The organism is Streptomyces qaidamensis (assembly GCF_001611795.1).
Taxonomy (GTDB): domain Bacteria; phylum Actinomycetota; class Actinomycetes; order Streptomycetales; family Streptomycetaceae; genus Streptomyces; species Streptomyces qaidamensis.
In genome coordinates, this window is the sequence record NZ_CP015098.1 from 6,008,350 (window position 1) to 6,028,913 (window position 20,564).

19 protein-coding genes and 1 riboswitch are annotated in these 20,564 nt (G+C 69.5%); of the genes, 12 read left to right on the plus strand and 7 right to left on the minus strand.

From position 1 onward, the window contains the following. The first annotated feature begins 61 nt into the window (after positions 1-61). The 4 genes from A4E84_RS26800 to A4E84_RS26815 all read left to right on the plus strand — a co-directional run bounded on the left by A4E84_RS26800 (position 62) and on the right by A4E84_RS26815 (position 4,567). On the plus strand, positions 62-1,042 hold the full coding sequence (locus A4E84_RS26800) for a tetratricopeptide repeat protein (protein ID WP_062931631.1): 981 nt from the start codon (positions 62-64) through the stop codon (positions 1,040-1,042). 126 nt (positions 1,043-1,168) lie between these two features. Next, positions 1,169-1,819 carry a peptide deformylase gene (gene def, locus A4E84_RS26805; protein WP_062928990.1) on the plus strand — a complete coding sequence of 217 codons (651 nt, stop codon included), beginning with the start codon at positions 1,169-1,171 and terminating at the stop codon, positions 1,817-1,819. 295 nt (positions 1,820-2,114) lie between these two features. Beyond that, on the plus strand, positions 2,115-3,200 hold the full coding sequence (cyc1, locus tag A4E84_RS26810) for an epi-isozizaene synthase (protein ID WP_107308381.1): 1,086 nt from the start codon (positions 2,115-2,117) through the stop codon (positions 3,198-3,200). Continuing rightward, positions 3,197-4,567 carry a bifunctional albaflavenone monooxygenase/terpene synthase gene (locus A4E84_RS26815; protein ID WP_062928992.1) on the plus strand — a complete coding sequence of 457 codons (1,371 nt, stop codon included), beginning with the start codon at positions 3,197-3,199 and terminating at the stop codon, positions 4,565-4,567. Before cyc1 ends, A4E84_RS26815 begins: the two co-directional genes overlap by 4 nt. Positions 4,568-4,579: 12 nt before the next feature. On the opposite strand, the gene A4E84_RS26820 is transcribed toward A4E84_RS26815, so the two are convergent. After that, positions 4,580-5,542, minus strand: coding sequence for a GlxA family transcriptional regulator (locus tag A4E84_RS26820; RefSeq protein WP_062928993.1), 963 nt, complete (start codon positions 5,540-5,542; stop codon positions 4,580-4,582). Between the two features lie 93 nt (positions 5,543-5,635). Between A4E84_RS26820 and A4E84_RS43270 the strand changes: the two genes are divergently transcribed. Then, positions 5,636-5,878 (plus strand): hypothetical protein, encoded by a 243-nt coding sequence (locus tag A4E84_RS43270; RefSeq protein WP_062928994.1) that lies wholly within the window; start codon positions 5,636-5,638, stop codon positions 5,876-5,878. Here the strand turns inward: A4E84_RS43270 and A4E84_RS26830 are convergent. The 5 genes from A4E84_RS26830 to A4E84_RS26850 form a co-directional block, all read right to left on the minus strand. Next, positions 5,791-6,798: a ribonucleotide-diphosphate reductase subunit beta gene (locus A4E84_RS26830; protein ID WP_062928995.1), complete on the minus strand. Its 1,008-nt coding sequence runs from the start codon at positions 6,796-6,798 to the stop codon at positions 5,791-5,793. The genes A4E84_RS43270 and A4E84_RS26830 overlap by 88 nt on opposite strands. After that, positions 6,798-9,155 (minus strand): ribonucleoside-diphosphate reductase subunit alpha, encoded by a 2,358-nt coding sequence (locus tag A4E84_RS26835; RefSeq protein WP_062928996.1) that lies wholly within the window; start codon positions 9,153-9,155, stop codon positions 6,798-6,800. The genes A4E84_RS26830 and A4E84_RS26835 overlap by 1 nt, the downstream gene beginning before the upstream one ends. A gap of 123 nt (positions 9,156-9,278) precedes the next feature. Next, positions 9,279-9,404, minus strand: a riboswitch (cobalamin riboswitch). A 134-nt stretch (positions 9,405-9,538) separates the two neighbouring features. Further along, entirely contained in the window at positions 9,539-11,167 is a 1,629-nt protein-coding gene (gene mctP, locus A4E84_RS26840; protein WP_062928997.1) for a monocarboxylate uptake permease MctP, read from the minus strand. After that, positions 11,164-11,430, minus strand: coding sequence for a DUF3311 domain-containing protein (locus A4E84_RS26845; RefSeq protein ID WP_079129129.1), 267 nt, complete (start codon positions 11,428-11,430; stop codon positions 11,164-11,166). The genes mctP and A4E84_RS26845 overlap by 4 nt, the downstream gene beginning before the upstream one ends. Positions 11,431-11,573: 143 nt before the next feature. After that, positions 11,574-12,338: a GntR family transcriptional regulator gene (locus A4E84_RS26850; RefSeq protein WP_062928999.1), complete on the minus strand. Its 765-nt coding sequence runs from the start codon at positions 12,336-12,338 to the stop codon at positions 11,574-11,576. 312 nt (positions 12,339-12,650) lie between these two features. On the opposite strand from A4E84_RS26850, the gene A4E84_RS26855 reads away from it, so the two are divergent. From A4E84_RS26855 to A4E84_RS26880, 6 genes are all read left to right on the plus strand, one after another. Beyond that, the gene (locus A4E84_RS26855) at positions 12,651-13,931 is read left to right on the plus strand and encodes an extracellular solute-binding protein (protein ID WP_062929000.1); all 1,281 of its coding nucleotides are present in this window, start codon (positions 12,651-12,653) and stop codon (positions 13,929-13,931) included. Between the two features lie 71 nt (positions 13,932-14,002). Further along, entirely contained in the window at positions 14,003-14,992 is a 990-nt protein-coding gene (locus A4E84_RS26860; protein ID WP_062929001.1) for a carbohydrate ABC transporter permease, read from the plus strand. After that, the gene (locus A4E84_RS26865; protein ID WP_062929002.1) at positions 14,989-15,858 is read left to right on the plus strand and encodes a carbohydrate ABC transporter permease; all 870 of its coding nucleotides are present in this window, start codon (positions 14,989-14,991) and stop codon (positions 15,856-15,858) included. Before A4E84_RS26860 ends, A4E84_RS26865 begins: the two co-directional genes overlap by 4 nt. A 9-nt stretch (positions 15,859-15,867) precedes the next feature. Beyond that, complete coding sequence (locus A4E84_RS26870; protein ID WP_062929003.1) at positions 15,868-17,406, plus strand: glycoside hydrolase family 3 protein; 1,539 nt, start codon at positions 15,868-15,870, stop codon at positions 17,404-17,406. Positions 17,407-17,474: 68 nt separating this feature from the next. After that, a complete protein-coding gene (locus A4E84_RS26875; protein ID WP_062929004.1) occupies positions 17,475-17,723 on the plus strand; it encodes a helix-turn-helix transcriptional regulator in 249 nt (82 codons plus the stop codon). Then, complete coding sequence (locus tag A4E84_RS26880; RefSeq protein ID WP_062929005.1) at positions 17,720-18,265, plus strand: hypothetical protein; 546 nt, start codon at positions 17,720-17,722, stop codon at positions 18,263-18,265. Before A4E84_RS26875 ends, A4E84_RS26880 begins: the two co-directional genes overlap by 4 nt. A gap of 60 nt (positions 18,266-18,325) precedes the next feature. Here A4E84_RS26880 and nagB read toward each other — a convergent pair whose 3' ends face one another. Then, positions 18,326-19,111 (minus strand): glucosamine-6-phosphate deaminase, encoded by a 786-nt coding sequence (nagB, locus tag A4E84_RS26885; protein ID WP_062929006.1) that lies wholly within the window; start codon positions 19,109-19,111, stop codon positions 18,326-18,328. A 369-nt stretch (positions 19,112-19,480) separates the two neighbouring features. Between nagB and A4E84_RS26890 the strand changes: the two genes are divergently transcribed. Continuing rightward, on the plus strand, positions 19,481-20,554 hold the full coding sequence (locus A4E84_RS26890) for an SIS domain-containing protein (protein WP_062929007.1): 1,074 nt from the start codon (positions 19,481-19,483) through the stop codon (positions 20,552-20,554). Positions 20,555-20,564 lie beyond the last annotated feature (10 nt).

A 20,564-nucleotide genomic window follows, 5' to 3' on the forward strand; every position in this document is an offset into this window, starting at 1 on the left:
GTCCGGGGGCTCGAAACACAGCTACGGCCAGCCCACCGCACGGAACTGGCAGGCGGGAATCGTGAGGATCTTCGGCAAGGGACGGCACCGGCCCTCCGCCTCCTGGCGGCAGGCCACAGACCGGGCGTTCACCCTCATCGGCGACGGCCGTTACGAGGACGCGGGCGCCCTGCTGACACGTGCCGCCGATCTGGAGCCCTGGCTTTCCGAGTCCTGGTTCAACCTCGCGCTGCTGCACAAGTTCCGGCACGACTGGGAGCAGGCGCGGACGGCCGGACTCAGGGCCGTGGCGCTGCTCGACCGGGACACCGGCGCGCCCGACTGGTGGAACGTCGGCATCGCCGCGACCGCGCTCCAGGACTGGCCACTGGCCCGGCGCGCCTGGCAGGCCTACGGGCTGCGGGTGCCGGGGGCGGCCAACGACTCCGGTGAGCCTCTCGGCATGGACCTCGGCAGCGCGGCTGTACGGCTGTCCCCGGAGGGGGAGGCCGAGGTCGTGTGGGGACGGCGGCTGGATCCCGCGCGGATCGAGGTGCTGTCCATCCCGCTGCCGTCGTCGGGGCGGCGCTGGGGCGAGGTCGTGCTGCACGACGGGGTGCCGCACGGCGAGCGGACGACGGCCGCCGGGCACACGTACCCGGTGTTCGACGAGATCGAGCTGTGGGCGCCGTCGCCCGTGCCGACCTGGGTGGTGCTGCTGGAGGCGGCGACGGAGGCGGACCGGGACGCGCTGGAGCAGCTGGCGGCCGACGCCGGGTTCGCCGCGGAGGACTGGTCCTCCTCGGTGCGGTTGCTGTGCCGGATGTGCTCGGAGTCGCGGATGCCGTCCGATGAAGGCGACGGGGAGCATCTCGATCCGCACGATCACAGTGAGCCGGGGCATCCCGGGCCGCTGGGGCACCGGACGGATGGGCAGCTGTGGGTGCCGGAGCGGGAGTGCGGGCTGGCTGCGCCGGCTGCGCTGGTCCGGGGGTTGCTGGACGGGTGGGTGGCGGACAGTCCGGATTCTCGGGATTGGCGGGATCTGGAAGAGGTCTGTTAGCGCCGTTGCCGGGTGCGGCTGCGTCGTGGTTGTTCGCGCAGTTCCCCGCGCCCCCGAGGGGGCGCCTTCCCCGTACCCTGTATCAGCATCCCGGGTTGGATTTGTTCAGGAAGGCGTACGGACGTCATGGCTCAGCAGGACACCGATCAGCAGCACGCGGGCGTGCTCCCCGTCGATGACGAGGGGTATGTGATCGACACGGAGGGCTGCGAGGAGCGCGAGGCGGCCTGGCGGGAGCGGGGGACCTCGCGGCCGATCACGGTGGTCGGGAACCCGGTGCTGCACAAGGAGTGCAAGGACGTCACCGACTTCGGCGACGAGTTCCAGCAGCTCGTCGCGGACATGTTCGCCAGCCAGCGCACCGCCGAGGGCGTGGGCCTGGCCGCCAACCAGATCGGTGTCGACGCGAAGGTCTTCGTCTACGACTGCCCGGACGACGAGGGCGTCCGGCACACCGGCGTCGTCTGCAACCCCGAGCTCGTGGAACTGCCCGCCGAGAAGCGCCGCCTGGACGACAGCAACGAGGGCTGCCTGTCGGTGCCCACCGCGTACGCGCCGCTCGCCCGGCCCGACTACGCCGAGGTGACCGGGCAGGACGAGAAGGGCAACCCGATCCGGGTGCGCGGCACCGGGTACTTCGCACGCTGTTTGCAGCACGAGACCGACCACCTCTACGGGTACCTGTACATCGACCGGCTCTCCAAGCGCGAGCGCAAGGACGCGCTGCGGCAGATGGCCGAGAACGAGCCCCGCTACCCCGTGGTGGCCAACGACTGAGACCTCAGCCGCACCCCTCGCACGGCGTCTGTTCGGGTTCACCACCCTGAACAGGCGCCGTTCCTCTGTGCCGTTCGCCTGTCCGTCGCACGTTCGATCGCTTCTGCTCTCCTGGCGATCCGTCGGCAGTCACACAACGGGAGATTCCCGGCACTGCGGGGTAGTGAATGAAGCAAATGCGTTCCCAGAACGGTCAGTTGTAGTGCTGAATGGGATGAGCGGGGTATGCAACGGCGCACGCCCGGCACGAAGGGAGGGGCGCCCGCGCCAACTGGCGGCTGAGAGGGGTTAGTTCGTGCATGCTTTGTCACACGGCACCACAACGGCACCGGCTACGATCGCAGTTCCACCGTCGCTCTCTCTCCCGGTGATCGAGGCGGCGTTTCCCCGGCAACTCCACCCGTATTGGCCGAAGTGCCAGGAGAAGACGCGGGCCTGGCTGCTCGAAAAGCGGCTCATGCCGGCGGACAAGGTGGAGGAATATGCCGACGGACTTTGCTACACCGACCTCATGGCCGGGTACTACCTCGGCGCCTCCGACGAGGTCATACAGGCGATCGCCGACTACAGCGCATGGTTCTTCGTCTGGGACGACCGTCACGACCGCGACATCGTGCACGGTCGTCCGGTCGCCTGGCGGCTGCTCCGGGACCGGCTGCACTCGGCCCTCGACTCCCCAGGGGAGCACCTGCACCACGAGGACCCACTGGTCGCCGGGTTCGCGGACAGCGTGCTGCGGCTGTACGCGTTCCTGCCCCAGACGTGGAACCTCCGGTTCGCCCGGCACTTCCACGCGGTGATCGACGCGTACGACCAGGAGTTCCACAATCGCACCGAGGGAATCGTCCCGACGGTCGAGGAATACCTCCGGCTGCGTCGGCTCACCTTCGCGCACTGGATCTGGACGGACCTGCTGGAGCCGACCGCCGGATGTGAACTACCCGACGCGGTGCGGAAACATCCGGCATATCGGCGGGCGGCGCTGCTGAGTCAGGAATTCGCCGCCTGGTACAACGATCTGTGCTCGCTTCCGAAAGAGATAGCGGGCGACGAGGTGCACAATCTCGGAATCAGTCTCATCACCCATGAGGGGATGACCCTGGAACGGGCGGTCGCGGAAGTCCGGCGCCGTGTCGAGGAATGCATCACCGACTTCATCCAGGTCGAGCGGGAGGCATTGCGGTTCGCCGAAGACCTCGCCGACGGCTCCGTGCGGGGAAAGGAACTGAGCGCCGCCGTGCGGGCCTGCCTGAGCAATATGCGGAACTGGTTCAGTTCCGTGTACTGGTTCCACCACGAGTCCGGCCGTTACATGGTCGACAGCTGGGACGACCGGTCCACGCCCCCGTACGTCAACAACGAAGCGGCAGGTGAGAAATGACCGTCGAGTCTGTGAAGCCCGAAATCCCGCCGGCCGTGGAACTGCGGGAGCCGCCCCGGGCGGGGGGCGGGGTCCCCGTCCTGGGGCACGGCTGGAGGCTCGCGCGCGACCCGCTGGCGTTCATGGCACGGCTGCGCGACCACGGCGACGTCGTACGGCTGAAGCTCGGGCCGAAGACGGTGTACGCGGTCACCACCCCGGCCCTGACCGGCGCCCTGGCGCTGAGCAACGACTTCATCATCGCCGGGCCGCTGTGGGAGTCCCTGGAGGGCCTGCTCGGCAAGGAGGGCGTGGCCACCGCGAACGGCCCCCGCCACCGGCGCCAGCGGCGCACCATCCAGCCCGCCTTCCGGCTCGACGCCATCCCCGCCTACGGCCCGATCATGGAGGAGGAGGCCCACGCGCTGACCGAGCGCTGGAAACCCGGCGAGACCATCGACTGCACCTCGGAGTCCTTCCGGGTGGCCGTGCGCATCGCGGCCCGCTGCCTGCTGCGCGGCGACTACATGGACGAGCGGGCGGAACGGCTGTGCGTCGCCCTCGCCACCGTCTTCCGGGGGATGTACCGGCGGATGGTGGTCCCGCTCGGACCGCTCTACAGCCTGCCGCTCCCGGCCAACCGGGAATTCAACCGGGCGTTGGCCGATTTGCATCTCCTCGTCGACGAGATCGTCGCCGAGCGCCGGGCATCCGGTCAAAAGCCGGACGATTTGCTGACGGCATTGCTGGAGGCGACGGACGAGAATGGAGACCCGATCGGGGAACAGGAGATCCACGATCAGGTCGTCGCCATCCTGACCCCCGGCAGCGAGACCATCGCCTCCACGATCATGTGGCTGTTGCATATGCTCGCGGAGCACCCCGAACACGCCGACCGGGTACACGACGAAGTGCAAGCGGTCACCGGTGGGAGGCCGGTGGCATTCGCAGACGTCCGAGGACTCAGGCACACCAACAATGTCGTCGTCGAGTCCATGCGTTTGAGCCCAGCCGTCTGGATTCTCACGCGCCGGGCGGTGCGGGACACGGAACTCGGTGGATACCGTATTCCGTCCGGGGCGGACATCATCTACAGCCCGTACGCGATCCAGCGCGACCCGAAGTCGTACGAGCGGAACCTGGAGTTCGACCCCGACCGCTGGCTTCCGGATCGGGTCAAGGAGATCCCGAAACACGCCATGAGCCCGTTCAGCGTGGGCAACCGCAAGTGCCCGAGCGATCACTTCTCGATGGCCCAGCTGACGCTGGTCACTGCGGCCCTGGCCACCAGGTACCGGTTCGAGCAGGTCCCGGGCTCCAAGGACGCCACCCGCGTCGGCATCACGCTTCGGCCGCACGACCTGCGGGTGCGGCCGGTGCCGAGGTGACGGAGGAGGGCTTCAGGCTGCTTCGGGGCCTCTGAACGTCCGCCGGTATGAGTTCGGCGTGGTTCCGATCGCCCGGACGAAGTGGTGGCGCAGCGTGGCCGCGTTGCCGAACCCCGTTCGGCCGGCGATCGCGTCCATCGTCTCGTCCGTCGCCTCCAGCAGCCGCTGGGCCAGCAGCACGCGCTGGCGCAGGATCCAGCGGTAGGGAGTGGTCCCGGTCTCCTGCTGGAAGCGGCGGGCGAAGGTGCGCGGGGACATGTGGGCGTGGGAGGCGAGCTGCTCGACGGTGACTTCCTCGTCGAGATGGCGCTCCATCCACGCCAGCACGTCGCCGATCGTGTCGCCCTCGGGGTGCGGGAGCGGGCGCTCGATGTACTGGGCCTGGCCGCCGTCGCGGTGCGGCGGCACCACCATCCGCCGGGCGATCTTGTTGGCGACCTCGGAGCCCTGCTCCTTGCGCACCAGGTGCAGGCAGGCGTCGATGCCGGCGGCCGTGCCGGCGGAGGTGATCACCGGGTCCTCGTCGACGTAGAGGACGTCCGGCTCGACGATCACGCGCGGGTACTGCCGGGCGAGGTCCTTGGCGTGCTTCCAGTGCGTGGCGCAGCGGCGGCCGTCCAGCAGCCCGGCCGCGGCCAGCACGAAGACGCCGGAGCACACGCTCAGCACCCGGGCACCGCGGTCGACCGCACGGCGCAGGGAGTCCAGCAGCTCCGGGGGGAAATCCCGGTACGCGTAGGAGTGGCCGGCCGGCACGGCGATCAGGTCAGCCGTCTCCAGCCGCTCCAGGCCGTGCTCGGCCTGGAGCGAGAAGCCCGAGTTCATGCTCAGAACCGGGCCCTCGGCCGAGGCGACGGCGAAGTCGTAGACCGGCAGACCCTCGTCGCTCCGGTCGGTGCCGAAGACCTCGCACACCACACCCAGTTCGAAGGGGTTCACGCCGTCGAGCAGGGCGACGGCCACGTTCTGCAGCATGCCTCCAGTGTGCCTCGCCATTGGCAGTAATTCGAGGGTCTACGGCAGTCCTGCCACTGACGGTAAGGAGTCATCGGCGCGACAGTGGTGTCCATGAACACGAACCAGATCGAAGCACTCATCGGACTGACCGCCACGTTCGGGATCCTGGCCCTCCTGATCCTCCCGTCCGTGATCGGCCTGGTGCGCGAGCGGCGCATCGACCGTCAGATCAGGGAGGCTCAGGAGGCCCGGGAAGGTGTACCGGCTCAGAAGTCCTCGTCCAGGTCGACGGTGCCCTCCACCGCCACCTGGTACGCGGAGGGCCGCCGCTCGAAGAAGTTGGTCAGCTCCTGAACCCCCTGGAGCTCCATGAAGGAGAACGGGTTCTCGGAGCCGTAGACCGGAGCGAAGCCGAGGCGGGTGAGCCGCTGGTCGGCGACGCACTCCAGGTACTGCCGCATCGACTCGGTGTTCATGCCCGGCAGGCCGTCCCCGCACAGGTCCCGCGCGAACTGCAGCTCGGCCTCGACGGCCTCCCGGAGCATGTCCGTCACCTCCTGCTGGAGCCGGTCGTCGAAGAGGTCCGGCTCCTCCTTGCGGACGGTGTCGACCACGTCGAAGGCGAACGACATGTGCATCGTCTCGTCGCGGAACACCCAGTTGGTGCCGGTGGCCAGGCCGTGCAGCAGGCCCCGGCTGCGGAGCCAGTACACGTACGCGAAGGCGCCGTAGAAGAACAGGCCCTCGATGCACGCGGCGAAGCAGATCAGGTTGAGCAGGAAGCGGCGGCGGTCGGCCTGGGTCTCCAGCCGGTCGAGCTTCTCCACCGAGTCCATCCACTTGAAGCAGAACGAGGCCTTCTCACGGATGGACGGGATGTTCTCCACGGCCGCGAAGGCCGCCGAGCGGTCCTCCGGGTCGGGCAGATAGGTGTCGAGCAGCGTCAGGTAGAACTGGACGTGCACGGCCTCCTCGAAGAGCTGGCGGCTCAGGTAGAGCCGCGCCTCGGGGGAGTTGATGTGCTTGTACAGCGTCAGCACCAGGTTGTTCGCGACGATCGAGTCGCCCGTCGCGAAGAACGCGACCAGCCGGCCGATGAGGTGCTGTTCCGCCGGTGACAGCTTGGCCAGGTCGGCGACGTCCGAGTGGAGGTCGACCTCCTCCACGGTCCAGGTGTTCTTGATGGCGTCCCGGTAGCGCTCGTAGAAGTCCGGGTAGCGCATGGGGCGCAGGGTGAGCTCGAAGCCGGGGTCGAGAAGGTTCTGGGTGCTCATTACTGGCAGGCCTCGCAGGACTCGGGGTTTTCCAGGGAGCAGGCGACCGCTTCGGGGTCCGGGGTGGCCTGCACGGGGACGGTGGCCCGGGCGGCGCGGGCGATGCGGGTCGCCGGGCGCGAGCGCAGGTAGTACGTGGTCTTCAGCCCGGACTTCCAGGCGTAGGCGTACATCGAGGAGAGCTTGCCGATGGTCGGCGTCTCCAGGAAGAGGTTCAGGGACTGGGACTGGTCCAGGAACGGGGTCCTGGCCGCCGCCATGTCGATCAGGCCGCGCTGCGGGATCTCCCACGCCGTGCGGTAGAGGGCGCGCACGTCCTCCGGGATCCAGGCGAAGTCCTGCACCGAGCCGCTGGCCTCGCGCAGGGCCTCCCGGGTGCGGGCGTCCCACACGCCGAGCCGCTTCAGCTCGTCGACCAGGTAGGAGTTGACCTGGAGGAACTCGCCCGACAGCGTCTCGCGCTTGAACAGGTTGGACACCTGCGGCTCGATGCACTCGTACACGCCCGCGATGGAGGCGATCGTGGCCGTGGGGGCGATGGCGAGGAGCAGCGAGTTGCGCATACCGGTCGTGGCGACGCGCTCACGCAGGGCCGCCCAGCGGTCCGGCCAGGTGAGCTCCACGTCGTAGTGGTCGGGGTGCAGCACGCCCCGGGCCGTACGGGTCTTCTCCCAGGCGGGAAGCGGTCCGTTGCGCTCGGCGAGGTCGGCGGAGGCCTCGTACGCGGCGAGCATGATCCGCTCGGCGATCCGCGTGGACAGGGCCTTGGCCTGGGGTGAGTCGAAGGGCAGGCGCAGCTTGAAGAAGACGTCCTGGAGGCCCATGGCGCCGAGGCCGACCGGGCGCCAGCGGGCATTGGAGCGGCCCGCCTGCTCGGTCGGGTAGAAGTTGATGTCCACGACCCGGTCGAGGAACGTGACGGCCGTGCGGACGGTCTCGTCCAGTCGCTCCCAGTCGAGGTCCCCGGTCGATGTGTCGACGAAGGAACCCAGGTTGACCGAGCCCAGGTTGCAGACCGCCGTCTCCCCGTCGCTGGTGACCTCCAGGATCTCCGTGCAGAGGTTGGAGGAGTGGACGACGTGGCCCGGCTCGGCCGTCTGGTTGGCGGTGCGGTTGGCGGCGTCCTTGAAGGTCATCCAGCCGTTGCCGGTCTGCGCGAGGGTGCGCATCATGCGGCCGTACAGCTCACGGGCGGGCAGCGTCTTCTTCGCGAGGCCCTTCGCCTCGGCCGCCCGGTACGCGGCGTCGAACTCCTCGCCCCACAGGTCGACCAGCTCGGGCACGTCCGCGGGGGAGAACAGCGACCACTGCGCGTCCGCGTTCACGCGGCGCATGAACTCGTCCGGCACCCAGTGCGCGAGGTTCAGGTTGTGCGTGCGGCGGGCGTCCTCGCCGGTGTTGTCGCGCAGTTCCAGGAACTCCTCGATGTCGGAGTGCCAGGTCTCCAGGTAGACCGCGGCGGCGCCCTTGCGGCGGCCGCCCTGGTTCACCGCGGCGACCGAGGCGTCGAGGGTCTTCAGGAACGGGACGATGCCGTTGGAGTGGCCGTTGGTGCCACGGATCAGGGAACCGCGGGCGCGGATGCGGGAGTACGCGAGTCCGATGCCGCCGGCGTGCTTCGACAGCCGGGCCACCTGGTGATACCGGTCGTAGATGGAGTCCAGCTCGTCCTTGGGGGAGTCGAGGAGGTAGCAGGACGACATCTGCGGGTGCCGGGTGCCCGAGTTGAAGAGGGTGGGGGAGGAGGGGAGGTAGTCGAGGCGGCTCATGAGCCGGTAGAGCGCGGCGACTTCGTCGACGGAGCGGCGGGTGTCGTCCTCGGCGAGACCGGCGGCGACCCGCAGCATGAAGTGCTGGGGCGTCTCGACGGCCTTGCGGGTGAGCGGGTGGCGCAGCAGATAGCGGCTGTGCAGGGTGCGCAGGCCGAAATAGCCGAAGCGGTCGTCGGCGCGGGTGTCGATGAGCGCGTCGAGCCGGGCCGCGTGCAGCCGGACGAACTCGGCGGTGCGGTCGGCGATGAGGCCCTCGCGGTGGCCTGCCGCCACGGACTCGGTGAAGGACGTGACGCCCTGCGAGGCGGCCTCTTCGCGGATGCCGATGGTCAGCAGCCGGGCGGCCAGCCGGGAGTAGGCGGGGTCCTCGGAGATCAGACCGGCCGCGGCCTCCGTCGCCAGCTCCCGCAACTCCGCTTCGTCCGCGGCGGCGGACCGGCCGCGCAGCGCGGCGGCGGCGACCCGGCCGGGCTCGGCGTCGGGAAGGTCGGCGGTCAGCTCGGTCAGGGTCCGCAACAGCGCGGCGCCGGGGGCGTCGTGCGCTTCTTCGGTGGCTGAGACCTCTTCGGCTGGCGCGATGGTCACGTGGGGCTCTCCCTCGCTCGGCACGGGGCCTCGTCGAGGGCAGGCGGCAGCACGCGAGCGCACGCGGCGTCGCGTCCACCGGCCCATTCCACGAGGCCCGGACGTCGGGGCACCACGGCCGGGTGGCCGGGTGCGCTGCCGACAGGTCCTCGGACTGACGCTTGTGCACGGAACATGCACAAGTACACCGTTGCGGGACAGTTCCGGATTCGCACCGGATTCCCCTGCGGCGGCAGCGAGCATGAGCATACATCTTGTGTTGGGTTCCGACGGCACCCCCAGATGTTGTGTCGGATACGACAGTGGGCCGCCGTGAGGAGTGCTCACGGCGGCCCACTGAGGGTTGTTCGTGGTTGATCGCGCAGTTCCCCGCGCCCCTGAGGCTAGTGCGCGGAACCGGCCGTCGCGGGCGGGAGTTCGACCTTGACCCCCGGGTCGCCCGCGTCCGCCGTGTAGTCCTCCGGCTTGGTCTCGTCGATGCCGTCGGGGGCCTTCAGGGCCCTCAGGACGAAGGTGAGGACCACCGTCACCACCACGTTCAGGACGAACGCCGTGAGGCCGATGTAGCCGATCTCCCCGATGCCCGGGATCTCCTTCGCGGAGCCGCCGAAGTGCTTCTGGGTCGGGGAGGCCACGCCGTACGCGGCGACCGTGCCGTAGACCATGCCGACCGCCCAGCCCGCCAGCAGGGCCCAGCGGTGGAACCAGCGCGTGAACAGGCCGCCGACCAGGGCCGGGAAGGTCTGCAGGATCCAGATGCCGCCCAGCAGCTGGAAGTTGATGGCGACCGTCTTGTCCATCGTGAGGACGAAGGCCAGGGCGCCGACCTTCACCAGCAGCGACACCAGCTTGGAGACCTTGGTCTCCTGCGCGGGAGTCGCGTCCGGCTTGATGAAGTCCTTGTAGATGTTGCGGGTGAAGAGGTTCGCGGCCGCGATGGACATGATGGCCGCCGGCACGAGCGCGCCGATGCCGATCGCCGCGAACGCAACGCCCGCGAACCAGTCCGGGAACATCGTCTCGAACAGCTGTGGGATCGCCAGCTGCCCGTTCTGCACCTTGATGCCGGCCGCGATCGCCATGAACCCGAGCAGCGCGAGCAGCCCCAGCATCAGCGAGTACAGCGGCAGGATGGTGGTGTTGCGCCGGATCACCTCACGGCTCTTCGAGGACAGCGTCGCCGTGATCGAGTGCGGGTACATGAAGAGGGCCAGGGCGGAGCCCAACGCCAGTGTGGCGTACGTCCACTGGCCCGGCTCGGCCGGTGTCAGCGCACCGCGCGGCGCGCCCGTCGCCGGGTTGGTCTGGCTGTACGCCTCACCGGCCTTGGCGAAGATGTCGTCGAAGCCGCCCAGCTTGATCGGGATGTAGATGATCGCCACCGCGATGACGATGTAGATCAGCGTGTCCTTCACGAACGCGATGAGCGCGGGGGCCCGCAGACCCGACGAGTACGTGTACGCCGCCAGCACGCCGAACGCGATCAGCAGCGGCAGGTCCTTGATGAACCAGTTGGTGTTCTCGCCGCCGCCGACGCCCATGACGTCCAGCACGGCCTGGATGCCGACCAGTTGGAGCGCGATGTACGGCATGGTCGCGAGGATGCCGGTGAGGGCCACGGCCAGCGACAGGCCCTTCGAACCGAAGCGGCCGCGCACGAAGTCGGAGGTCGTGACGTAGCCGTGCTTGTGGGACACCGACCACAGGCGGGGGAGGAAGGTGAAGATCAGCGGGTACACCAGGATGGTGTACGGCACCGCGAAGAAGCCGGCCGCGCCCGCCGCGTAGATCGCCGCCGGCACGGCGACGAAGGTGTACGCCGTGTACAGGTCGCCGCCGAGCAGGAACCAGGTGACCCAGGTGCCGAACGAGCGGCCGCCCAGCCCCCATTCGTCGAGGCTGTGCTCGTTCTCGGCCTTGCGCCAGCGCGCGGCCAGGAAGCCCATGACCGTGACGGCCAGGAAGAAGAAGATGAAGACGCCGAGCGCGACGCCGTTCACGCCGTCCTTCACTGCGACGCACCGCCCTTCGTGGCCGAGCGGGCGCGCTGGTCACGCTGCCAGAGCTTGTAGGCGATCATGGTCAGGGCGGTGGAGATGAGCACCCACGCCATCTGGTACCAGTAGAAGAACGGGATCCCGATGAAGGCCGGGTCGGTCTTGGCGTACGAGCCGACCCACAGCATGGCCACGAACGGCGCTATGAGGCAGACGGCGATGACGACGCGCATGGGCGTCACCACCGGCCCTCTGCTGACTTCCGGTGCTTGCGACATCAGGCGGCTCCGTCCCCTTGGTGATCACCTGTAGTGCGCAGGCAATCTAGGTCAGGGGGCGGCGACAGCGGAACCCCTCGTCCGCAATGCGGTACCCAACCGAAACCAGGCCTCAGCAGCGCCGGAAGCTCCGCCGATGCCCCTCAGTCGACGGGGCGCTTCAGGCGGGCGACGAACTTGTAGCGGTCCCCCCGGTACACCGACCGCACCCACTCCACCGGCTGGCCGTCCCGGTCCAGGGAGTGACGGGAGAGCATCAGCATCGGCAGGCCGACGTCCGTGCCGAGCAGGCCGGCCTCGCGCGGGGTGGCCAGGGACGTCTCGATGGTCTCCTCGGCCTCCGCGAGGTGGACGTCGTAGACCTCGGCCAACGCCGTGTAGAGGGACGTGTACTTCACCAGCGAGCGCCGCAGCGCGGGGAAGCGCTTCGCGCTCAGGTGGGTGGTCTCGATGGCCATCGGCTCACCGTTGGCCATACGCAGCCGCTCGATGCGCAGCACGCGCCCGCCGGGCGTGATGTCGAGCAGCCCGGCCAGGCGGTCGTCGGCCGTGACGTAGCCGATGTCCAGCAGTTGCGAGGTGGGTTCGAGTCCCTGGGCGCGCATGTCCTCGGTGTACGAGGTCAGTTGCAGTGCCTGCGAGACCTTCGGCTTGGCGACGAAGGTGCCCTTGCCCTGGATGCGTTCCAGCCGGCCCTCGACGACCAGCTCCTGCAGCGCCTGGCGCACGGTCGTGCGCGAGGTGTCGAACTCGGCCGCCAGCGTGCGCTCGGGCGGGACCGGCGTGCCCGGCGCCTGGGTCTCCGTCATGTCGAGCAGGTGCTTCTTCAGGCGGTAGTACTTGGGCACGCGTGCGGTACGGACGGGCACCCCGTTCTCGTTCTCCGCACTGCTGACGTCGGTGCTCATGCTCCGCCTTCCCGGCTGGGTCTGCCGACACGATCCCACTTGTATACCGTCGGCGCCTCTTTTGGTCTAGTCCACCATTCCCTGTGGTCTACCCGCAGTATGCCGTGCCCGCCGGGGTTTTCGCTGGCTTCTTACTTAAAGGTTCCTGCATATGTAGGTCGCATAACGGCTGGTCAGGGCTGTATCGGGAGCCTTGACAGGTTTCGTGGTCTGGTCCAAGCTCCCCGTACTGGTCTACACCATTGGTCCAGGCCCGGCCCCACGTTCACTGCGGGGAGCCAGGGGGGTTGTGGGATCCCTGAGGAGGGTGGCGTGAAGCGCAAGCTGATATCCGCGATCGGTATCGCGGGCATGATGGTCTCCATCGCGGCGTGCGGGGGCGAGGGCGACGGGGGTTCCGACAAGGGCGCGGACGCCAAGGAGCTGACCGTCTGGCTCACCGTCGACGCCCAGAACAACTGGCCCGAGCTGGTGAAGGCGGCCGACGCCGCGGTGCAGAAGAAGCACCCCGGCCTCAAGATCAACCACGAGTACTACGGCTGGCCCGACAAGAACGCCAAGCTCGACGCCGTCCTCGCCACGGACAAGGTCCCCGACGTGGTCGAGATGGGCAACACCGAGATGCTCGGCTACATGGTCAAGGGTGCTTTCGCCCCCCTCGACCAGGCGAAATTCGACAACTCGGATGCCTGGCTGGACGGCCTCAGGGCCTCGGTGACCTACGACGGCAAGACCTACGGTGTCCCGTACTACGCCGGCGGCCGCGTCGCCAACTGGCGCAAGGACGTGGCGGCGTCGGTCGGGGTGAAGTCCGCTCCGAAGACGTACAAGGAGCTGACCACCGCCCTGGACAAGATCCAGAAGAAGCAGGGCGACAAGTTCAGCGCCTGGTACCAGCCGACCCGCGACTGGTACGCGGCCATGTCCTTCGTCTACGACGCCGGCGGCGCCATCGCCACCGAGTCGGGCGGCCAGTGGAAGGCATCCCTCTCCTCGCCCGAGTCCCTCAAGGGCCTGAAGGAGTTCAAGAACGTCGTCGACACGTACATGCACGGCGACAAGACCAAGGACGAGTCCGACCGCTACATCGTCTACGGCCAGGGCAAGTCCTCCATGATCTTCGCCGCCGCCTGGGAGGGCGCCACCGCCGAGGATCCGAAGAACGACAAGACCGGCAAGCTCAAGGGCAACCTCGAGAACTTCGTGATGCCCGGCCCGTCCGGCAAGAACATGCCCGTCTTCCTGGGCGGCTCCGACCTCGCCGTGCCGGTGAAGTCCGATGCGCAGGCCCTGGCAGCTGAGTGGATCAACGCGTTCGCCGGCTCCTCGGGGCAGAAGGGCCTGATGGCCAAGGGCAACCTGCCCAACAACAAGACGGACCTCGCCACCCTCAAGAACGACCCGAAGACGGCCGTCCCCGCCACCGCGGCCGAGTCCAACTGGTTCGTCCCGATGGCCCCCGGCTGGGGCCAGGTCGAGAAGGCGCAGATCCTGCAGACCATGCTGCAGAGCATCGGCACCGGCAAGAAGTCCGTCGAGGCCGCCGCCAAGGAGGCGGACGCCGCGATCGACAAGGTCATCAACACCAAGTGACCTTCGGGCGGGGCCCCACCGGGTGGGGCCCCGCCGTCGCCAAGACCTGAGGGACCGCCAAGGAGCGCGCGATGAGTGCCGCAGACACCCACATCCCCGCCAAAGTGCCGCCACCGCGGCAGGCACCCCCGCCACCCCCCGAGAACCGGCGGCCCCGCGGGCAGCGCACGCCGGGCGGGCCGGCGGTCCCCTGGCTGCTGCTCGCGCCCTGCCTGCTGATCCTCGCCCTGGTCATGGGCTATCCGCTGGCCCGCCTGGTCACCCTGTCCTTCCAGAAGTTCGGCCAGTCCCAGCTGTGGGGATTCCAGCCGGCCGAGTCGGTCGGCTTCGACAACTTCGCCAAGGTGCTGGGCGACGGCGAGTTCTGGGCCGTCGTCCTGCGCACGATCGTCTTCGCGGCCGGCGCCGTCATCTTCACGATGGTGATCGGCATGGCCCTCGCCCTGCTCCTCCAGCGGGTCTCCGGCTGGCTGAAGATGCTCATCAACATCGTCCTGGTGGCCAGCTGGGGCATGCCGGTGATCGTGGCCACGACGGTCTTCAAGTGGCTCTTCGACTCCGACTACGGCGTCTTCAACGCCCTGCTGAGCAAGCTGCCCGGCGTCGACATGGTCGGCCACAACTGGTTCGCCAGCGGACCCGAGGGCCTGGCCGTGATCATGCTGCTGGTGATCTGGGGAGCGGTGCCGTTCGTGGTCATCACGCTCAGCGCGGGTCTCACCCAGGTCCCGAAGGAGCTGGAGGAAGCCGCCCGCCTGGACGGCGCCGGCTCCTGGGGCGTCTTCCGCTATGTCACCCTGCCCGTCCTCAAGCCGATCATCGTGATGCTCACGACCCTGTCGGTCATCTGGGACATGGGCGTCTTCCCTCAGGTGTTCGTCATGCGGAACGGTCACCCCGAGCCGGAGTTCCAGGTCCTCAACACCTACTCCTACGACCGGGCCTTCGTCGTCAACGACTACGCCCAGGGCTCGGCCATCGCGTTGATCACCGTCCTGCTGCTGCTCGGCGTGGTCGCCGTCTACATGCGGCAGATGCTGAAGATCGGAGAGGTCGAATGAGCACGCTCAGCACGCTCACCGGAGCGGGCCGCCGGCCGTCAGCCGGCCGCCACACGTCGCGGCTGGGCTGGAACCTCCTCGGCCTCCTCGTCTTCGTCACCGCCGGCTTCCCGCTCTACTGGATGCTCAACACCGCGTTCAAGCCCGCCAAGGACGCCATCGACTCGGACCCGAGCCTCCTGCCGACCGGCATCACCCTCGACAACTTCACCCGGGCGCTGGACATCGCCGACTTCTGGGGCCCGGTCGGCCGCAGCATGGTGGTGTCGCTGGCGGTGGTCGTCATCGGCATGGTGGTCGGGCTGCTGGCCGCGCTCGCCATCTCCCGGTTCGCCTTCCGCGGCCGCAAGATCGTGATCGTGGGCATCCTCGCGGTCCAGATGGTCCCGCTGGTCGCCATGATCATCCCGGTGTTCCTGCTGCTCAACGACCTCGGCCAGTACGACCGGCTGACCGGCCTCATCATCACGTACCTGACCTTCATCCTGCCGTTCACGGTCTGGACGCTGAGGGGCTTCATCGTCAACATCCCGAAGGAACTGGAGGAGGCGGCCATGGTCGACGGCTGCTCGCGCACCGGCGCCTTCCTCCGGGTCGTCTTCCCGCTCCTGGCCCCCGGCATGGTCGCCACCTCGGTCTACGGTTTCATCCAGGCCTGGAACGAGTACCTCTACGCCCTGATGCTCCTCAGCCAGAAGAACCAGACCGCGACCGTCTGGCTCGGCAACTTCACCACCAAGCACGGCACCGAATACGCCCCGATGATGGCCGGAGCCACGATGATGGCCGTGCCGATCGTCGCCCTCTTCCTCCTCGTCCAGCGCAAGATGGCCGCGGGCCTGACCGCGGGCGCCGTGAAGGGATGACCTCACCCGATGACGACACTCGCCAGCGGCACCGACACACTCACCCGCGACGCCCTGACCGTCCTCCAGCCCGGCTTCACCGGCACCACCGCCCCCGACTGGCTGCTGCGCCGCCTCGGTGAGGGCCTCGCCTCCGTCGGACTGTTCGGCCGCAACATCGCCTCACCCGGCCAACTGGCCGCCCTGACCGCACAGCTGCGGGCCGAGCGCGACGACGTCCTCGTCGCCATCGACGAGGAGGGCGGCGACGTGACCCGCCTGGAGGTGCGCAACGGCTCCTCCTTCCCGGGCAACCACGCCCTCGGCGCGGTCGACGACGTGCAGCTGACCCACCAGGTCGCCCACGAGCTGGGCCGCCGCCTCGCCGCCTGCGGCGTCAACCTCAACTGGGCCCCGTCCGCCGACGTCAACTCCGACCCGCGCAACCCGGTCATCGGTGTCCGCTCCTTCGGCGCCGACACCGGCCTGGCCGCCCGGCACACCGCCGCCTATGTGACGGGTCTGCAGTCCGCCGGGGTCGCCGCCTGCACCAAGCACTTCCCGGGCCACGGCGACACGGCCGTCGACTCCCACCACGCCCTGCCGCGCATCGACGTCTCACCCGAGGTACTGGCCGATCGCGAACTGACCCCCTTCCGCGCCGCCATCGCCGCCGGCACCCGGGCCGTCATGAGCGCCCACATCCTGGTCCCCGCGCTGGACCCCGACCGCCCGGCCACCCTCTCCCGCCGCATCCTCACCGGCCTGCTCCGCGACGAACTCGGCTACGACGGCCTCATCGTCACCGACGGCATGGAGATGCGCGCCATCGCCGGCACCTACGGCATCGAACGCGGCAGCGTCCTCGCCATCGCCGCGGGCGCCGACGCGATCTGCGTGGGCGGCGGTCTCGCCGACGACGCGACCGTACTGCGCCTGCGGGACGCCCTGGTCTCGGCCGTGCGCTCGGGCGAACTCCCGGAGGAGCGCCTCGCCGAGGCCGCCGACCGGGTGCGGGCACTGGCCCGCTGGGCGGGCACGGCGGGCCACCCGGCCGACGACACCCACGGCACCGAGATCGGCCTGCACGCCGCCCGCCGCGCTCTCACCGTGACCGCCGCGCCCGGCCTCGGCGACCCCGCGGCCTTCAAGCCCCTCACCGAACCGCCCTACGTCGCCGCCCTCACCCCGGTCGCCAACATCGCCGTCGGCGACGAGACGCCCTGGGGCGTCGCCGCCGAGCTCATCCACCTCCTGCCCGGCACCGTGACCGGCAGCTTCGCCGCCGGGGACGGCCCGGAGAGCGAGGCCGGGGAGAACGCCGGCCGCGCAGCCCTCCAGGCCGCCGGACCGCGCCGCATCGTTGCCGTCGTCCGGGACGAACACCGTCACCCCTGGATGGCCTCCGCCCTCGACACCCTGCTGGCCGCCCGCCCCGACACCGTCGTCGTCGAGATGGGCGTCCCCCAGGCAGCCCCCCGCGGCGCCCTGCACATCGCCACCCACGGCGCGGCCCGCGTCTGCGGCCGGGCGGCGGCCGAGGTGATCGCCGGAGCCATGGGCCGCTGAAGCACGCTGCAACCCCTCTTCGATGAGCGTGGTTGTAAGCCTGCCACCAGATGTAGTACTTCTTATACATGAGCGAGCAGGTGCACAACAGGTTGGCCGTGGTGCGCGCCGAACACAAGGTGTCGCGCCAGAGCCTGGCCGAGGCAGTGGGGGCCCACTACCAGACCATCGGCTACATCGAGCGGGGGCAGTACAACCCGAGCCTCGACCTGGCGCTGAAGATCGCGAAGTTCTTCGGTCTGCCGGTCGAGGCCCTGTTCTCCCTCGAACCGTTCCGGCCGCTCACGGACGAGGTCTACGGGAGGAAACAGCCATGACGACGACACGCCTGACCCGCTACGACCGGGGCATGCTGCGGCTGATGAACGACCGCCGCGCAGCGGCCTGGTACGCCACGGCAGCACGCCGTCGCCTGGCCGTCAGCGGCCATGTCGCCCTCACCCTGGCCATCGGCGGTCTGATGGCCCACATGTTCCTCGCCGAGGGCGAGCCGCTGTGGACCGTGGCCGTGATGGCGGTGCTGCTGTTGCCCTGGATGGTCTTGACCGGCGTGATCAACGGCGCCACCCGAGGCCTGCTGGAACTGCGCGAACACGTCCTGGACGAACGCCAGTCGGCAGAACGCAGCCGCGTCCTGGCCCGGGCCCACCGCTTGACGACGCTGCTCCTCGCGGCAGTGGCGGTCACCCTGCTGATCATGGGCGGGGCCGCCGGAGACGCCCCGAAGGCCTATGCGGCACCCCTGCTCATCGCCGTCCTCGTCGCCCACCGGGTGATGCCCCTGTGGGTGGCCGGCTGGCACGCCCAGAACGAGCCGGCCGACGACGGCGTACTGGAGCCCGGCGCCCTGGGCCGCTAGTACCGTCGCTCGGGTCGGGGCGCAGGGGAGCCACGGCGCTGCCCGGGCCGGCCGGAGGGTTCAGATTCCCTGCCACTCCGGCTTGTTGGTGTAGGTGTGCCGGAAGTAGTCCGCCAGCTTCAGCTTCGACGCGGCGGCCTCGTCCACGACGACGGTGGCATGCGGGTGGAGCTGGAGCGCGGACGCGGGGCACACCGCGGCGATCGGCCCTTCCACCGTCGCCGCGACCGCGTCCGCCTTGCCCTCGCCGGTGGCGAGCAGCACCAGATGCCGGGCCTCCAGGATGGTGCCGATGCCCTGCGTGATCACGTGGTGCGGCACCTGGTCGATGTCACCGTCGAAGAAGCGCGCGTTGTCGATCCGGGTCTGCTCGGTCAGCGTCTTGATCCGCGTCCGCGAAGCCAGCGACGAGCACGGCTCGTTGAACCCTATGTGCCCGTCGGTCCCGATCCCGAGCAGCTGAAGGTCCACACCCCCGGCGTCCGACAGCGCCTTGTCATACGCCTCGCACGCCCCCTGTACGTCTTCCGCCGAGCCGTCCGGGCCCGTGAACTGGTCCATTCCGATCCCGAGCGGCTCCAGCACCTCGCGCCGCAGCACCGAGCGGTACGACTCCGGATGATCGGCGGGCAGCCCCACGTACTCGTCGAGTTGCGCGATCCGCGCCCGCCCGACGTCCACGGCGCCGGAACGCACCTTCGCCGCCAGCGCCTCGTACACGGGCAGCGGCGTCGAGCCGGTGGCCACGCCGAGCAGGGCGCCGGGCTTGCGGCGAAGCAGCTGGGCCATGGCCCCGGCGATGAGCTCGCCGCCGGCCTTGGCGTCCGGAACGATGACAACTTCCACGCTGGGCCTGCCGATCTGAGAGGAGTGCTCAACTGGGACCGGACCCGGAAGGGGTCGTGTGGTTTAGACCAATCTAACAGAGCGGTCCCGTCCCTCCCAGGGTGGGAACCGCCGCTCCCAGACGGGCAGCGCCGACGTGGCGACCGGGCCGCCGAGGGGTGAACTTCGTCGCTCCGGAGATGGTGCGGGGAGTGGGGCAAGGGGTGACTCTGCGGCTCCGGCCATGGTGCGGGCAGTGGGCCAGGGGGCGGCCCTGCCGTTCCGCGCCAGGCGCGGGGTGTGGATTTGAGGCCCCTGGTGGGCGTTGCCCGGCCCGGGGGAGTGGAATGGGGTCTGCAGCCGCCCGGCCCGCCCCTGGAAGGACCCGCCATGACCGCCGCCGCCACACCGGACCCCCTCAGCGAGCTCCCGGGCCGGACCATGGCCCGTGAGATGGCAGAGCAGCCCGCCGTCCTGCGCCGGATCCTGTCCGAGGGTGCCCCCGCCATCCAGGACGTCGCCCGTCGGATCGCCGCCCGCGCGCCCCGCTTCGTGCTGCTGACCGCCCGCGGCACCTCGGACAACGCCGCCCTGTACGCCAAGTACCTCCTGGAGATCCGGCTCGGCCTGCCCTGCGGACTCACCTCGATGTCCACCACCACGGCCTACGGCGCCCGGCCCGACCTCACCGACGTCCTCGTCGTCACCGTCAGCCAGTCGGGCGGTTCCCCGGACCTGGTCGCCTCCACCCGGGCCGCCCGCGAGGCCGGCGCGATCACGCTGGCCGTCACCAACAACCCGGACTCACCGCTCGCCGGCGTCTCCGAGTACCACATCGACATCATGGCCGGGCCGGAGAAGGCTCTCCCCGCGACCAAGACCTACACCGCCTCCCTCCTCGCTCTCTACCTCTTCGTCGAGGGCTTGCGCGGCGGCGACGGCGCGCCTGCGCAGATGCTGCCGGATCTCGCCGAGCAGTTGCTCGCCCGGCAGGACGAGGTGCGCACCCTCGCCGCCCGCTACCGCTTCGCCGAGCGCATGGTGATCACGTCCCGCGGCTACGGCTACCCCACGGCCAAGGAGGCCGCCCTCAAGCTGATGGAGACCAGCTACATCCCCGCCCTCTCCTACTCCGGCGCGGACCTGCTGCACGGACCGCTCGCCATGGTCGACAACGTCTCCCCGGTCATCGCCGTGGTCACCGACGGCAGGGGCGGCGAAGCGCTCCAGCCCGTCCTGGACCGGTTGCGCGGCCGCGGCGCCGACCTCGTCGTCATCGGCCCCAGCCACCAGGTCGGGCAGGCATCGGCCGGCTTCGTCCTGCCCACGGACAACGTGGCCGAGGAGGTCCAGCCCATGCTGGAGATCATCCCGCTCCAGCTCCTCGCCTACGAGGTCACCATCGCCCGGGGCCAGGACCCGGACGCGCCCCGGGCGCTGGCGAAGGTGACGGAGACTCGCTGAGGCGGGGAGC